Source organism: Verrucomicrobiota bacterium (genome assembly GCA_021294815.2).
Taxonomy (GTDB): Bacteria; Verrucomicrobiota; Verrucomicrobiia; order Opitutales; family LL51; genus LL51.
Window position 1 is genome coordinate 163,638 of the sequence record CP095464.1, and the last position, 16,755, is coordinate 180,392.

General features: G+C 47.4%; 14 protein-coding genes. 10 read left to right on the plus strand and 4 right to left on the minus strand.

Annotated features, from left to right (window positions below):
• The first annotated feature begins 14 nt into the window (after nucleotides 1-14).
• From LW808_000650 to frr, 10 genes are read left to right on the plus strand one after another with little or no spacing between them, the layout of a single operon-like run.
• Nucleotides 15-1,253, plus strand: coding sequence for a hypothetical protein (locus LW808_000650; GenBank protein UPA28569.1), 1,239 nt, complete (start codon nucleotides 15-17; stop codon nucleotides 1,251-1,253).
• A 5-nt stretch (nucleotides 1,254-1,258) separates the two neighbouring features.
• Nucleotides 1,259-2,350, plus strand: a complete 1,092-nt coding sequence (locus LW808_000655) for a hypothetical protein (GenBank protein UPA28570.1) — start codon at nucleotides 1,259-1,261, stop codon at nucleotides 2,348-2,350.
• Nucleotides 2,347-2,976: a hypothetical protein gene (locus LW808_000660; GenBank protein ID UPA28571.1), complete on the plus strand. Its 630-nt coding sequence runs from the start codon at nucleotides 2,347-2,349 to the stop codon at nucleotides 2,974-2,976. Before LW808_000655 ends, LW808_000660 begins: the two co-directional genes overlap by 4 nt.
• A 28-nt stretch (nucleotides 2,977-3,004) precedes the next feature.
• Nucleotides 3,005-5,761, plus strand: a complete 2,757-nt coding sequence (locus LW808_000665) for a hypothetical protein (GenBank protein ID UPA28572.1) — start codon at nucleotides 3,005-3,007, stop codon at nucleotides 5,759-5,761.
• A 21-nt stretch (nucleotides 5,762-5,782) separates the two neighbouring features.
• Nucleotides 5,783-6,400: a hypothetical protein gene (locus tag LW808_000670; GenBank protein ID UPA28573.1), complete on the plus strand. Its 618-nt coding sequence runs from the start codon at nucleotides 5,783-5,785 to the stop codon at nucleotides 6,398-6,400.
• Nucleotides 6,401-6,413: 13 nt separating this feature from the next.
• Nucleotides 6,414-8,102 (plus strand): GspE/PulE family protein, encoded by a 1,689-nt coding sequence (locus LW808_000675; protein UPA28574.1) that lies wholly within the window; start codon nucleotides 6,414-6,416, stop codon nucleotides 8,100-8,102.
• 47 nt (nucleotides 8,103-8,149) lie between these two features.
• Nucleotides 8,150-10,096, plus strand: a complete 1,947-nt coding sequence (locus LW808_000680; protein UPA28575.1) for a phospho-sugar mutase — start codon at nucleotides 8,150-8,152, stop codon at nucleotides 10,094-10,096.
• Between the two features lie 40 nt (nucleotides 10,097-10,136).
• Nucleotides 10,137-10,955, plus strand: coding sequence for a hypothetical protein (locus LW808_000685; GenBank protein UPA28576.1), 819 nt, complete (start codon nucleotides 10,137-10,139; stop codon nucleotides 10,953-10,955).
• Nucleotides 10,956-10,994: 39 nt separating this feature from the next.
• Nucleotides 10,995-11,702, plus strand: a complete 708-nt coding sequence (gene pyrH, locus LW808_000690; protein ID UPA28577.1) for a UMP kinase — start codon at nucleotides 10,995-10,997, stop codon at nucleotides 11,700-11,702.
• Between the two features lie 46 nt (nucleotides 11,703-11,748).
• Nucleotides 11,749-12,270, plus strand: coding sequence for a ribosome recycling factor (frr, locus tag LW808_000695; GenBank protein UPA28578.1), 522 nt, complete (start codon nucleotides 11,749-11,751; stop codon nucleotides 12,268-12,270).
• Here frr and LW808_000700 read toward each other — a convergent pair.
• Genes LW808_000700 through LW808_000715 form a run of 4 tightly spaced genes read right to left on the minus strand, consistent with a single transcriptional unit; the run spans nucleotide 12,257 to nucleotide 16,644 of the window.
• A complete protein-coding gene (locus LW808_000700) occupies nucleotides 12,257-12,634 on the minus strand; it encodes a DUF721 domain-containing protein (GenBank protein ID UPA28579.1) in 378 nt (125 codons plus the stop codon). The genes frr and LW808_000700 overlap by 14 nt on opposite strands.
• A 3-nt stretch (nucleotides 12,635-12,637) precedes the next feature.
• Nucleotides 12,638-13,966, minus strand: a complete 1,329-nt coding sequence (locus LW808_000705) for a sodium:proton antiporter (GenBank protein ID UPA28580.1) — start codon at nucleotides 13,964-13,966, stop codon at nucleotides 12,638-12,640.
• Between the two features lie 5 nt (nucleotides 13,967-13,971).
• Nucleotides 13,972-15,264 carry a glutamate--tRNA ligase gene (locus LW808_000710; GenBank protein ID UPA28581.1) on the minus strand — a complete coding sequence of 431 codons (1,293 nt, stop codon included), beginning with the start codon at nucleotides 15,262-15,264 and terminating at the stop codon, nucleotides 13,972-13,974.
• A gap of 54 nt (nucleotides 15,265-15,318) precedes the next feature.
• A complete protein-coding gene (locus LW808_000715) occupies nucleotides 15,319-16,644 on the minus strand; it encodes a sodium:proton antiporter (GenBank protein ID UPA28582.1) in 1,326 nt (441 codons plus the stop codon).
• Nucleotides 16,645-16,755: the final 111 nt, after the last annotated feature.

Below are 16,755 nucleotides of genomic sequence, written 5' to 3' on the forward strand. Positions count from 1 at the left end.
TAGAAAGCGCCGTTGTGGGTCTTTTCATTAGTTCCCGCGGTGGCGCGTACGCCTCGAAACAGAGTGGAAGTGTGCTTCTGCTTTCGATTCTGATTTGCGCGTTCATTTCTGTACTTGCTATCTTGTTTACAAAGCAGTCGCACGAGATGCTTGAGTACCGCACGGAGATCCAAATCGATCAAAAGGCCCGTGTCGAAGCTTACTCCTTTCTGGAACTCGCTCTAACATTTTTATCAAAGAGTTGCGAATCCGACAGTGTTCCCTATCTCAACAGTAACACACGTGCATGGGAGGCTGCTAAGCACGCTAACTCCACAAAAAACGGCCTCACATTCTACAAAGAAATCGTAGCACCTGAAAACCCAAATGACGATCAGAGTATCGAAAAAGCTATAGGTGAATACATCACCCAATGTGTGACCAAAACCGCCGGCGTTGCGCTAGCTATCGGTGAGGAAGTTAAGCTCGAAAATCGCAACCTGGAAAAGCTCAAGGGGTATCTCCAGATCAAAAATGCATCCGGCAACAATGTGCCAATGATCCATCACAAAGGCACACAGGGCACGTTTGATACTTATTATACCTTCGAGGACCTCAGTAACAAGCTCCCACTTTGTGCGGCGTTCTACAAGAAAAACAAAAATCTCATCAATGCCGCCTTGAGAAGCGTCAGTGGCGAGTACAGCAACAGTGCCGACGCGATGAGCGATTATCTGACCGCCGATCACCCAAAGACTTTCCATAACTGGAATGAAGTCCAATCCGCACTGGGAAACGTCAATGCCGCTAAGCTCGAAAGTCTGAAGCGCCTGTTTACGATCGATCGCGAAGTACTGGAACACTGCGAGAACAGAAAAGTCAACCTCATTACTGCACACGAAAGCCTTTTAGATGTTGTTAGTAATCACCTCGGACTTATGACAAGTTTGAAGGGGCACGCACGCGATCAATCGTTGATCAAAGACCTCGGCACCCACCCTGAGGCAAAACTCTACACCGACCAAACACAGATATTTAAGCTTGGTGTCCATGTGGTTCATAACAATGACAGTATCTTCCAGCTCCAGTGCTATGGAACCTCCGTCGGCACCGAATCGTCGGGCTCTAAAGTTAGTAAAGAGACGAAGCCCAATTGGTCGGAAAGACTTGGCGGAACCCACGACAAGAAAGACAATAAAAAGGACACAAAAAATATCCCAGTGAAAGCATCGTCACGTTTTTGCTTTAATCTTCAATGCATCGAGGAAATTTAAGAATTATGGCCCATTTATCCGATTTATTCGCAAACTGGCAGGAGCAGCGCACGTTGCTCGACCGCGAAGAGGCTTACCTTATCCCCTGCGAGTGTTGCCTAATCAGTAGCTGCCCGCGACCGGCGGAAAAGAGCAATCCCGCGACGATCGAAGGTGAGGTATCGATTTCACTTGAGACCTCGAGCCCCTTCCCGTTGGACGATATTTTTTGGGGGTATTTTGAGAACACCACCTCTGGAAACATTCAGATTTTTTCCGCACTCAAATCTCGCATCAAAGACCTCGACACCAATGCCCTTAATGCGACTTACCTTCTCCCCGATTGCTTTATACCGATTTTCGATCCTTCGATTAATCGAGCAATTTTGAAGCATCAAGAGCACGAAACCTTTTTTCAACGCGACGTCAATGGAGAGCTGACCTTTAGCGAGGAGATCCCGGATCGTAGCGAGATTCCTGTTGTTGAAATTGTTGAGGTAATACCAGTGCGCGAATTTGGTCTCGTTGTCCACTACACCTGGCGGACCAATGCCGGCAGCGATGCGTTCGAAAAAGTTCTCGAGATCCCTTACAACGACCTGCGCCTCCACGCGATCAACATGCAAGTTGGGTTATTGAAAAAAGTCACTGAAAATAACAAACGTACAGCCAATATTACGCGAATCGTTAGCGTCGCTTCGGTTGCCGTAATTTTAGCGACTGTCGGCGGTTGGTTCTTATTTAGATCCCTAGCAGGACATCAAGTACGGGTTTCACGCAAGCTCACCGCCAAGGAAAAGCAAGTGAAGAGCGTTCAAAGTAAAGATGATCGCGCCCATGAACTGGAGCTCTTTTCCGACCGCAAGCAGGCTTACTTCCGCGGTCTCGATAAAATCAACGCATTGCGACCAGAGTCGATCCTGTTTAAATCGCTGCATACCTCTGAAGGCGAGAATTTTGAAATCCGGGGCGTCGCGACCTCACTCGAAGAATCCGAGCGTTTTCAGCGGGCACTCGAAGAGTCCCAGCAGTTTAGGATCGTAAAACTTGTCAACGAAGGTCTTGACAACGAGGCCCATATCCAATTTTCCCTCTCCCTAACTTTTAGAAAATTATGAAAAAACCTTCAACCCTCAAAACTTTTTTCTCTCTCCTCAAGCCCAGCGAAAGTATCGCCATCGCTGCCGTGCTCGGTGTTGTCGCCCTTGTGGGGATTACAATGAACGTTAAAGCTTGTAAAACCTACCGAGTGCTCAAATCCGCAAATGAGGAGAAAAACAAAGAACAAAACAGCTGGCTTAGCCGAGAAAAAGACATCGATAAACATTTCCAAGACGTAATTGATGATATTCGGAGTCGGAAACGCATCGATCGCTCGGAACTCATGACGCTCGTCCAAAATGCCGCCAAACGCTTATCGCTAAAGCACACCATTAACGGGATCCCAGAGACCGTGAACGGGAAGTTCTTTTCGTTTAACAAGGTTTCTATCACGCTCAGCGACGCCTATTTTGCCGATATTTTGGCCTTTGATAATGCTGTCGAGATCCCCGATTACGCCCTCTGCATCGATAGCATGTCGCTCGACCTCTCGGGAGCCAAGTTACGGGCAACAATCAGCCTCTCCGCACTCGATATTAAGGCCGACCAAGATCCCAATACCCTCGTCGCGCGGATTTTGGGCTCGTACGATCTCGACGAAAAGCTTATCATGTGGAATGGGAGTAAGGATCTCGTCGAATGAAACATTTTTATAAGTAAACAATAAAGGGATGGTTATGACAAAAGGAAGATACTTCGTATTAGGGCTATTTCCGCTCGCGGTTTCAGCGTCGCTTCTCTGGAACCACAATACAGCGGTCGCCGCAAATGCACCGGTAGCAACAGCATCGGCACCCGGGGCTTTACCGCCAGGTGGAGCTGGATACCCTGCGCCAGCGGATCCATATCCTCTGGAACCCGATGATGACATTGTCAATCAGCTCGTGCTAACCAACGCTGAGCCTCGTGACGTGATTGGTGTTCTCGAAAAGCTCACAGGACGGACGGCACTCGTTGAGAAACTCCCAACCTCGATTGGTAAGATTTCGATCGACATTCAAGAACCCATCACCCGATTAGAGGCGATTTCCGCCGTCGAGAGCGTATTGAGCTTGAACGGTATCGCGATCGTTGATATGGGAGAAAAATTTCTCAAAGCGGTCGATAGCAAACGGGCTATTTCACAGTCACCAGAGATTGTTGATGATTCACTGCAGATCTATGAGCCGAATCAGCACATTTGCTCCAAGTTCTTTAAACTCAATTACCTTGATGCGAATGAATTCAACCGTCTCGTGAAGCCAATTCTAACTCCCAGCGTTTCGAATGTCGTGGTCTTTACAGCTTCCAACTCGCTCTTTATCACCGATACAATGGCCAACCTTCGGCGTGTCGAAAATCTCGTGGAGCGCACCGATACACCGATTAAAATGATCGAGGAGATCAAATTTATCCCGCTCAACAACGTTAAGGCATCGAGTGTGGTCAAAAAATTCGATCAACTCAAACGCGGGGCGTTGAAAAAATACCTTTCAAACATGACGATTGACTGCGACGATTCGAGCAATCAGTTGATTATCATTACCCCTCCTGCAAACCTCTCGATCATCGAAAATATCGCCAAACAACTCGACAATAAATGCGAGCTATTGTTGCGTTCAGAGGTGATGCGCATTAAACACGGTGATGCGAAAAAGATTACCGAAATTGTCTCTAAAATCGTCAAAGAGCAACGCTCTCGGATTGAAAAGGAGAACAAAATGGCCTTTGAACGCCAACAAGCTCAGATGACGGCACAGGGTGCACTTGCGAATGCACTTGCTCAAGCGGCAAGCGGCTCACGAAGCAACCAGCAAATCAGCAATTCTTATAGCGAATTTATCTCGTCTCAACAGGTGCCTGGTGAAATTGGAGAGGAACAAACGGCGCAATTTTCCGCCAACCTAACACTCGAAGCTGATGAACGCAGCAATTCGATCATCGTCTACGGAACGGCCTCTGACCTCCAACAGATCCGCAATTTGATCAATAATCTCGATGTCCTCCTCGACCAGGTCCGCATCGAAGTCATCGTCGCCCAAGTTACGTATACGGAGGGTCAACAGTCCGGCCTCGATAGCTTTGGAGTTGATTTCAATAGAGTCAATGGCACAAAAAATGGAGGCACTACAACAGCTAAGACTGGAAGTACAAGTGGATCGGCTGGTAGTACTAGTGATGATGGGACGGGTACAGGCGCAGTTGCTGGAACCATCGCAGCTGGAGCTAAAACTCTCCATGAAATTAACTTTAATCTTGCCCATGCAAACAAAGGAACCTTTACAGGGAGTTTAAGAAACTTTTCTCTAGACGCCGTCTTTAAAGTCGCACAATCAGACACTAATGTCAAAATTCTCTCGACGCCGACATTGGTAACGACGCACAACCGCAAGGCAAACTTCAAGATTGGTGAAAAACGTCCATTCCTCGACTCTTCGACTAAGAGTGATAGTAAAGACGCCCAAGAGCGTATCCAGATCAAGTATGAAAATGTTGGTCTCGAGCTAAAAGTCACACCGCTTATTGGCAATAATGGTATCATCCAAATGGAAATTGAGCAAAGAATTTCCCAAAAAACTGAAAATGCTAAGATTGCATCTTTGGAATGCCCCGTCATTACAGACAAGGAAATTAATTCTTTTGTTAGTGTTGCCAACGGCGATGTCATTGTGCTTGCAGGATTTAAAGAGCGTAAGACTGACACAATGAGGGGAAAACTCTTCTTAATTGGTGATATACCCCTTATTGGAGATCTTCTTTCCCCCAGGAAACGTGAGGAGTTAACAACGGAATTAATTATCTTCATTAAGCCGACAATTATCCTGCGGCCTCAAGATGAAGCAGCCTATCTGGATCAACAGGTTGCACGGACATCGATTAAAGAAGACATCGATTACTATAAAAAAACTGGTGGTGATTTGCTACCTTCCAAACCTTTCCCACACACTACGCTTGAAGACCCAACGAAGGGATTTTTCCCCGAGAAGGAATCTCCTCAAGGGCCTGGTTCCCATCGACAACCACATAAAGGTGTTCCGGAAACTGAACCTATCATAGAGGAAACTCTGCCGGTCATTGAACAACCTTCACAAAAGGCAAACCCGCCTCAGGAAAAACAAAATAGCAAGAAAACGCGCCGTCAACGCCGACACGCAGCCTCTAATACAAGGGAAAAATCCAAAAAAACCTCCAGGGATTCTTCCAAGAGCAAAACGAATCAGCATTCTCGCCGCGGACGTCACCATGAGGAATCCGCTAATAAAGGAAAAACAGTCTCGAAATCACCTGCTGAGTCCGAAAGAGGTGCGGACAACTCGCGCAAGCGATCTCGCGGACGTCGAAGCGAACATGTTCATTCTCAGTCCAAAGTTCAAACCTCGACTCAAAAAAAATTAGACGCTGGAATGTCGAAGGCACGGGGTCGGAGAAGTAATCGTAGAGCTCAATAACACGAACTAGGGGGAAGCACAATGATACGTTTATTCAAGTTCATCGGTTACGGACTCCCCCTTTTGGGAGTCGCCAATGTCGTCGGAGAAACAGGTCCACAAGCAAACGTAGCCTACAGTTCACGTGGGCTGGAACAACGGTCGCCATTCGGTGATCGGAAACCTCGCTCTAAGCCAGTCATTAAGACAAGCACAGCAGCACAAACAATACCGGTTAAAAAGCCGGAACCTCCGTTGTCGAAACGGGATTTGTCATTCGTTGGATTTTTAAGCATCAACGGCTACCGCGAGTATGTGATTCACGAAAAAATCAAAACTGACTTCGTTTACCAAATCATTAACCAGCAATTTCCGACGCCACTCCATTATAAGGCAGGGAAGTATGATGTCCAAAATCAGACACTGGAAGTGTTGATTGATAACGATCGGGCTCTTTGTAAACTCGGAGAATCCAAGGATAACAAGGGCGGTAGTGGTACAAGTAGCGCGAAAGTGGCTTATGGAAATAGTGATAGCAGTTCATCAAAAAACACTGCCTCCAAGGGAAATTCTAACTACTCCAAGTGGGATGACTTTTGGGACGATGATGACGACGATTTCGACTGGCTCGATGACGACTGGGATGATTTCGACTTCTAATATGGGATGACACATGGACAATTTTTTAGATAAACTCTTCGCCTCGGTAGCACCGGATTTACCAGAGGCGATCGCGGGGCTTCACGTCGACAAAAAAATCGAACTGCTCGCGGAAAAGTTAAATGCGGATATTAACGGCGCATACGAGTGGCTGTCCAATGCGACACAGATGCCGTTTCAGCCCAAATTCTCTGTTTCGCAAGGTGTGACGTCGATCTTGCCTGAAAAGCTCATTTTGGAGTATTCTTGCTTACCAATTGATCTGGGCGAAGGTCAAAAACAAGGGCTCGTTTTTGGCTGGCCTCCGGATGGGAATATGAAGAAATGGATTAAAGCTTCTTCAACAAAAGATTTTCAGTACTGCCTCGGACCAGCCGCGGATATTCGAAAATTCATTAACGAGCGTTTCGGTGTTGGCGCGGGAAGCTTTTTAGATGGTGCTGCCGATGGCGTTGGGCTCGTCGAAAAGAAAGAAGTTGAACAGGAGGACGAAGATGCGGTCGTGATCAAGTTCGTCAATGAGCTGATCAAACAGGCATTACGCGATCGCGCGACCGATATTCACTTCGAGCCGCAAAAAAACTCCTTACAGATTCGCTACCGAATCGACGGTGCACTGGTTCCCGTCAGCTTACCCCCAAACCTCGTGCTTTTTCAGTCAGCGATTATCTCGCGATTGAAAATCATGGCGAAGCTCAATATTTCGGAAAAACGTCGTCCACAAGATGGACGTATCGCGTTTCGCTCCGGTGATACCTCGATCGACATCCGTGTTTCGACACTTCCGATTACCTATGGCGAGAGCATTAGCTTACGTCTACTCAATCTTGGTGAAGCGCCGGTACAACTCGAGAAAATGGGCCTTGGCGAGAAGGAATTCGATCAAGTTGTTAACGCGATTACCCGTCCTCACGGAATTGTCTTGGTGACCGGTCCCACGGGATCCGGAAAATCGACGATGTTGAACGCATGCATCCGAAAAATCGAAGACCCGGAAATCCGCATTATTACAGTCGAAGACCCAGTCGAGTACGAAATCGCGGGAATCAATCAGTGTCAGGTTCAGTCCGATATTGGGATGACGTTTGCGAGTGCATTGCGTTCGATCTTACGTCAGGACCCCGATGTCGTGATGATCGGTGAGATTCGCGATGGCGAGACCGCTGACATCGCAATCCGTGCTTCGATTACGGGACACCTTGTCTTGAGTACCCTCCATACAAATGATGCGGCCGGAGCGGTTTCCCGTCTTTGCGATATGGGGCTTGAGCCATTTCTCCTGGCCTCTTCGTTGCAACTTGTCGTTGCGCAACGTCTTGTTCGACGGATTTGTCCGCACTGCGCCACTAAAGCCAACTACACGCCGGAACAACTCGATTACGCACTTCGTGCGCTTCGTGTCCATAATCACAAAGATGAACTACAGTTTTTGGATAAGATTATGGTCGGTAAAGGGTGTGACAAGTGTAAAAACGGATTCAAGGGTCGGCTCGCGGTCCATGAAATTCTAGTCATCAGCGACAAAATCCAGCAGTGTATTATCAAAAACGCCCCGGCTCGCGAGATTCGACGGGTTGCGATTTCGGAGGGAATGCGAACACTCCAAGAATGTTCCTGGGATCACGTCAAGAAAGGCGAGACGACGCTCGACGAGGTCATGCAGTTTGCCGATAAAAACAATATGGACGACGAGGAATCGTAAAAATTTTCGCTTTCGTTTTCGATTTTTTTCATTAGAGTCCTGCCGGTATGGATCTGCGCTTAGAAGCGGCCGTAACGGCGGGATTTTTATTACCAGAAGCAGCAAAAAACTGCGAGGCCTGGCTGCACGATCTCCCTGAATGGGGACAACAATCCATCGAAGAATGTATCGTTCAAAAGCGCTGGGATGAGCTCAATAATCGTTTCTTTCAAAACCTCGCCTTTGGGACGGGCGGAATGCGGAGCCGTACGATTGCGGAGTATGTTACCAAGGCTGAACAGGGCATCGGATCTGCATTTGAAGCACCGGAACACGCCGCTGTTGGCAGCGCATATTTAAATGATTTCAATATTGCTCGGGCGACAATTGCCCTCTTCCGCTATTGTAAAACGCAGGATACGAATGGCCTCCGACTCGTCATTGCACATGATGTGCGTCATTTTTCCGAAAAGTTTGCGCAGATTACCGCTCGCATCTGGAACCTCTTAGGCGGGAAAGCGCTACTTTTTGAGGGTCCTCGATCGACGCCACAACTCAGCTTTTCCGTTCGCAAATACCGCGCGATTGCGGGTATTGTGATTACGGCGAGCCATAATCCTGCCCATGACAACGGCTATAAGGTGTATTTCCGGGATGGAGCTCAAGTGGTTGATCCCCATGCCTCGGCGATTATTGAAAACTTTAAAAGGGTTTCACTACGGGAAGCTGTCGAAGTTTTAACGACAATCGAACGTCAACCGGTCGCACTTCAATATTTTGACGCCGAAGCCGATCGTGCCTACATCCAAGAGCTCAAAACAAACCTTTTCGAGCCGGAAACCTTTAAAAAAACACCGATCGAGGTCGTCTTTACACCCATTCATGGCACAGGGGATATCATTTCCGTTCCATTGTTACGTGAGCTGGGCGTTAAAGTTTTTCCAGTTGAAGCTCAGATGGCACATGATCCACGCTTCCCGACGGTCGTCTCTCCAAATCCTGAAAATTTCGAGGCCCTAACGCTCGCCGTTCAACAGGCAAAAAAATCGGGTACGGAACTAGTTATTGGGACAGATCCCGACGCCGATCGCATCGCGATTGCTGTACATGATCAAAATGGAGAATTCGTGCCATTTACTGGTAACCTCACAGGCGCACTTCTCGAGGAATTTCGTCTGAGTCGGATGAAAGAGTTAGGATGGATTCCACAATCGGGCGGTGATAATGTCGCGTTCATTAAGACCTTTGTTACAACGCCGCTGCAAGAAAAAATCGCTCAACATCACGGCGTGAAGTGCATCAATACGCTGACAGGTTTTAAATGGATCGGCGAAAAGCTCAATGACTACGAGCAGCAACTCCAGAAAAAACTCGAAGCACGCCAACAGCCGAAAATCGACTACGTCGAAACGCCTGCCGACGAACGTCGTGCCCTACTTTTGCGCGATAGTACTTTTTTTGCCTTCGGTGGCGAAGAAAGTTACGGCTACCTCGCCAGTAATAATGTACGCGACAAGGATGCAAACGCCGCTGCCCTGATGATTTGCGAACTCTACGCGTTTTTACGGCAACAAGGGAAAACACTGATTGATTTTCGCGACGAACTCTATCAAAAGTACGGCTACTATGCGGAATCGCAGATCAATCTCTACTTTGAGGGTGCTACGGGCGCGCAAAAAATTCAAAATATTTTAACATCCTACTCTCAAAATCCCCCCAAGGAAATCCATGGAGTTCCGGTTGCGCATGTCACGGATTTCACCCGCGATACGATCTACGATGCCGATGGGAAACAAATTCCGTCGCAATCTTTCTTTATCTTGGATCTCGCTGATGGGAGCCGTTACGCCGTTCGAGGTAGTGGTACAGAGCCGAAAATTAAGTTTTATCTCTTTGGTCACACACCCGTAACGACAACTGTCGAGCAAGCGATGCAGCAGACGCAGCAATCACTTCAAGACCTGAAAACAGCGCTCAAGACCGATGCCTACCAACGTGCGGAGCAGAAAATTTGATTGCCATTGTGTAAATATTTCATAAATCTACTCTCTGGGTATGGGAAATATAGACTTAAGCAATAACATTAGTCGTCCACGGGATGGGAGTAACATGGGGGTACGCGATGCGCTGCCGTTCGCCTCTTCGATGAGAACAAAAACGGAAATTTTTAACACTATCGAAGACCAAATACAGAATGCCCGCGAGCAGGGAAATATGATTCCGGACGCCACGATGGATCAGCTCGTGCTCAATATCTCGGGGCGCGAAACTACTTCCGAAGAGTTACTGAAGGCAACAGAAACAACTCAAAAGTTAATCACCAGCGCTTCCCTACTTTCGGAACGTGCGCAAAATGAGCTCGTCAATACGCCTTCAAAAATTATCCAACACAGCCATGCAAGTACCGATGTCCAGGAAAAGGGGAAGGCGCTCTACCAGGATCTCGCGGCACAGCTATCCGCACTCACTTCAGGCGAAGCACAAAAAAAACTTCTCCAAGCAATCGATAACACTGATACCTCGGAAAAACGCCATAGCTGGCACGTCGCACTCTTTGAATCTATCGATCAAAACGCTGACCAAGGGATCGATAATATCAATGCAGTTGCTCAGCGTCCACTGATCCGCTTGATGGGCGATACGGCACAGAACCTTCCTGCGGTTTCAGCGAATGAGCAAGCCTCATTCCAACAGTCGGCGATGCATATGCTCCAAAGGGCGCAATTCCCGTATAAATTCGATGCCGATGCTTTCCGCGAGGCCCTTGTGGCTCTAGCTGCTGTCCCGGAAAATGTTCGGACAACGGAATATAGTAGGTTTCTCAAGGACGAAGAAGACCGGGCAAAAGCGTTAAACACACAAGCGGCCGAGTAAAGCGTTGCTTTTTGAGGAAAAATCCCTCTGCTGACGGGCGTGTACCAACGGGTGGTCCTCAAAGTCAGCGGAGAATATCTGGGTGAAACCGGTATCGGTTTATCGAGACCCAAGATCGAAGCGTTTGCTCAGCAAATTGTTGCAATCCAAAAGTTCGGCGTCGCATTAGCCCTCGTGCTCGGGGGCGGTAACATCTTCCGTGGACACACGTATAACCACCGTAATTCCGGGTTTAAGCGGACGGATGCCGACCAAATGGGTATGCTTGCAACGGCTATCAATGCACTTGCACTGCGTAGTGTCTTAGCGCAACAAGGGGTTTCCGCAACCATTCAGAGCTCGATTAAAATTGAAGGCATTGCAGAGCGTTTTTCGGTTACCAATAGCGAAACCGCATTACGAGATGGGAAAGTGGTTTTATTTTGTTGTGGTACTGGGAATCCATTTTTTTCAACTGATTCGGCGGCCGCACTTCGCGCCTGCGAACTTCAGGCGGATATCTTACTTAAAGCAACCAATGTCGATGGTGTCTACGACTATGACCCGAAATTACACCCGGAGGCTAAAAAATTTAACCACCTCACCTATTCGGAAGTCCTTCAGCTCGGCCTTTGTGTTATGGACATGACCGCCTTTATTCTTTGTAGGGAAAACAATATTCCTATCCGTGTTTTTAATGGACATGATGAAGACTCAGTTGTACAAGCAGTTCAAGGACAGCCTATCGGAACATTGATTGGGGAATAAGTATTTTATGGAAACAGATTTGGCTCTAAAAAATATTAAAGCGGCTATGACGAGGGCCGTCGAACACACGAATAGCGAATTTTCATCGCTCCATACCGGTAAGGCTTCAACGTCGATGGTCGAAAATCTTATCGCGGATGTCTACGGAAGCAGTATGCGGATTAAGGAAATTGCAGCCATTACGACACCCGATGTACGGACGATCCAGATTCAACCCTGGGATAAATCTTCTGTACCGTGTATTGAAAAGGCAATCCTAACAGCCAATATCGGTCTAACACCGATTTCGCAGAGCACGCTTATTCGCTGTACCGTTCCGGAAATGAGTGGGGAGCGCCGTAAAGAACTGGTGAAGGTCGCCAATACGATGGCCGAAGCTGGGCGTGTTGCGATTCGTTCTATTCGTAGGGATGCACTGGAAAGCTTTAAAAAACTCCAAAAAGCCGGTACAGTCACCGAAGATGAAATGAAGCGTCTCGATAAAGAGGTTCAGAAACTCACGGATAACGCCATCGACGAAATCGCCAAATTACTTGCTTCGAAAGAAAAAGATCTCATGCAGGTTTAAAGACGATTTTCTGAATACGGCTTTGGGGACAGAGTTGTTGAATTTTTTTAAGGATTTCCTTTTGGCGGAATGTCAGTTCTTGGCGTATGGTGCTGTTGTTGACATTCACAAACAAAATTCCCTGGGCATTGACGCGCTCCGGTTTTGAAAATTTCTGCAAGGGCTCACCGACAATCAAAGGCCACTGATCGACAATCGTGGAATGCGTTCGAGCTTCCGGTGTTTGAATGTATTTTTCGATAAGACGCTTGGCGATTGTTTCTATGGGAACCTCCTCACGCTCCACTGCGATCGAAGTATCACGTGGTAGTCCACGGAAATCGGCAATAAGGTTCTGGATTTTTTTCGAAAACCGCGGACGCATGGCTTAGAGGCACAGTGCGCCAATGAGCGCAAATCCCATCACCGGGAGATTGAAATAAATAAACGCCGGCACACAGCTATCCCAAATATGATCATGCTGTCCATCGGCATTAAGTCCTGACGTAACGCCCAACATTGTATCGGAAACCGGCGATCCCGCATCGCCCAACGCCGCCGTCGCCCCAATGAGACAAACGGTCGCTAAAGGGCTAAAACCTAGCTCGACGCATAATGGAACACAAATCCCCGCGACAATCGGTACTGTGGAAAACGATGATCCGATACCCATGGTAATGAGGAGCCCAACGAGTAACATGCCTAAAGCACCGAGAAAAGGGCTACCGTGGACGGCTTCGGTCAACCAACTGACAAGTGCCTGCGTATCGCCTGTTGCTTGGAGTACGGCACTGAAACCCGAGGCCGCGATCATAATAAACGCAATCAGCGACATCATTTTAAACCCCTGTGTCACGATATTGTCCGACTCATGCCACCCGACAACACCACCAAGCGTAAAGATACAAAATCCCGTCATCGCACTCGCAATGGTGTTTTCCAAAATAATTTGGACGATCAGTGTGCCTAAAATCGCCAACCCCGAAACAATGATATCCCAACGCGTACAAGGTTCTTCTTCCGTCGCATGGACAGAACGCGTTTTGTTGCGATCATAATGCCGAGGCTTCCGATAACGGTAGAGCGATAACACAAGCCCGACAACCATTCCGAATGCCGGTAATGCCATGCCGAGAACAATTTCTTTCAGACTGACCGAAACACCGTATTGGAGTAAATTTTCACGGAGAATGCTATCTAAAAAAATGCTCCCAAAGCCATACGGAATCAGCATGTACGCAAAAATCAGACCAAAGGCTAATAAATTACTCAATAAACGGCGATCAATCTGGAGCTCGGCAAAAACTTCTAGCAAAGGTGGAATGAGAATCGGTATAAACGCAATATGGACCGGAAGTATGTTTTTCGAGGCAATGGCAATCAAACCAATAAAAACAAAAATGAGCGCTTTGAGGTGAAGTCGACGATGACTTTCTCGACTCGTAACAAAGTGAATGACTTTTTGCGATAGCCAAATGGGAACACCAGAATGCGCTACGGCTGCTGCAAAAGCACCTAAAATCCCATAGCTTAGGGCGATATTCGCACCGCCACCGAGACCTGAAGCAAAAATCTCGAGTGTTTTGGGAACGGAAAATCCACCCAAAGTCCCCCCTAAAATCGCACCTGCTGTCAGCGCAATCACTACGTTTACCCGAAGGAGCGCAAGCCCAAGAACGCTCGCAATCGCAACGAGAACCGAATTTGTTAGAATCATGTTTTTTAAGATTGAAAGATTTCGAGTGTCCGACGAATACGTGCTAATACCCGTTTCTTACCGAGGACAGGCAACATCCGATAAAAGCTCGGACCAACACCGCGTCCAGAGACCGCAAAGCGAACCGTATGAATATAGTCCCCGGTTTTAACGCCATGTTGTTCGGAAAGATCGTGAATCATCTGTTCCAAATTCGTTTCGTTGAATTCTGTTAACGCATCGGCAGCATTTAAAAATTCTTCGAGACGTGGACGCGGATTGAATTTCGATAACTTTTCCCACTCTGCTTGCGGACGCTCAAAGTTTTCATCGAAAAAGTATTCTACAAAACGCCCTAATTCGGTAAATGAACGTAGCTTTTCTTGGCAAATCGTCAGGACTTGGTCGATATAGGCTTCATCCGTATGAACATCGAGTAATTCCTTCCCGCGGCGTAAAAATTCTTCGAGCGGCATATTTTTAATGTATTCCGCATTCATGTAGGCTAATTTACGTTCATCGAAACGGGCATTCGTCTTGTTAATTTCAGGGAGATCAAAGAGACGAATCACTTCTTCAATCGGCATAATTTCGCGATCATCTTTGGGAGACCACCCGAGTAAACAAAGGTAATTGCGTAGTGCTTCGGGAATAAAGTGCTGTTTATGATAATCTTCAACCAGGGCTCCGGTTTCGCGCTTACTCATCTTCCCCGCTCCATTGGTTTTTAAGATTAACGGAATGTGGGCAAATTTTGGCGGCTGCACACCGAGTGCTTTGAAGAGCTCTACATGTTTGCTAGAATTCGATAAGTGATCAGCCCCACGAATCACATGGGAAATCTGCATCGCAGCATCATCGACCACATTGACAAAATGAAAGGTCGGTGTCCCATTCGAGCGAAAGATTACAAAATCTTTTTCCTCCGCACGGTAAACAGGCCCGTGGATTAAATCGTCAATGAGCTGCGGTTCGTGTGAAACTCGAAAGAAAATCGCCCCCTCTTGCTCGTAGACTTTATCGTTTTTTCGGAGAATTTCCAAATATTCTTGGTAAATTGTATCACGTTGACTCTGAAAATAAGGGCCATAATCCCCACCGACTTCCGGACCTTCATCCCAATCGAGCCCAAGCCAATGAAGACTGTCAAAAATAACCTCCGTCGCCCCTGGAATATGTCGTTCGCGATCAGTATCTTCTATGCGTAAAACAAAAGTCCCCCCGGTATGGCGCGCGTAGAGCCAGTTAAACAGCGCGGTCCTCGCCCCGCCAATATGAAAAAACCCTGTCGGACTCGGTGCAAAACGAACGCGTACCATAGTGGCGCCGACGGTACACAGATTCGCTGAAAAGGAAATAAAAAACTCCCTCTTTTACAGCCAAAGCGCACCGAGCAGCCCAAACGCAATCACCGGAAGATTGAAATCAATAAACGCCGGTACGCAGCTATCCCAAATATGATCATGCTGGCCATCCGCATTGAGTCCCGATGTAACACCCAACATCGTATCCGATACCGGTGATCCCGCATCGCCAATTACCGCTGTTGCCCCGACAATACAGATTGTCGCCAGTGGACTAAAGCCCAATTCCAAACACAAGGGAACATAAATACCGGCGATAATCGGAACCGTTGAAAATGAAGAACCGATGCCCATTGTAATCAAAAGCCCAACGGATAACATACCACAAGCTGCAAGGAAGGAATTGCCATGAACTGCATCACTTAGCCACTGAACGAGAGCTTGTGTATCGCCCGTCGCACGTAGAACTGCACTAAATCCAGAAGCTGCAATCATGATAAACGCAATGAGCGACATCATTTTGAATCCCTGGGTTACGACGTTATCCGATTCGCGCCAGCCAACAACACCGCCTAGCGTAAAAATCAAGAACCCTGCCATTGCGCTCGCAATGGTACTTTCTAAAACAATTTGAACAACAAGTGCTCCGAAAATTGCTGAACTCGAAACGATCATATCCCGACGCGTACACGGTTTTTCCTCACGGGTCTGGATAGAATGAATTTTCGTACAACTATAATCTCGTGGCTTCCGGTAACGATAAAACGATAATAGCAACCCGACAATCATCCCTATCGCCGGAAACGTCATACCCAACATTACTTCCTTAAGACTCACTGACAAACCGTTTTGGACCAAATGGGTTCGCAAAATGCTTTCTAAAAAGATACTACCAAAGCCATATGGAATCCACATGTAGGCAAAGATAATCCCAAACGAAATGAGATTGCCGACGACACGACGATCGATCTGTAGTTCGGCAAAAACTTCTAGCAAAGGTGGAATAAGAATCGGTATAAACGCAATATGAACTGGGATCGCATTTTGCGAAGCAATCGCCAAGCCACCAATCAGGATAAACATTAGGACCTTTACGAAAATAGGCTTTCCACGTGGACGTCGAACAAAAGCAATTATTTTTTGGGATAACCAAATCGGAACTCCTGAATGGGCAACCGCAGCCGCAAACGCCCCGAGAATGCCATAGCTTAGAGCGATATTCGCACCACCACCAAGTCCCAATGCAAAAATCTCCAACGTCTTTTGAGGAGAAAATCCTCCTAAAATACCACCTACAAATGCCCCTGTCGTTAACGCAATCACGACATTGACACGGCATAAAGCCAAAATAAGTACACAGCCAACCGCGGCGAGCACCGAGTTCGTCAGAATCATACTGTTCCTTCGTTTACAATGAACCGGTGTCCGTGAACTTCAAAACCTCATGATGATGTACATGATGCCCTGCCGAAAACACCGCATGGTTGCGGACACAAACGATCGAAC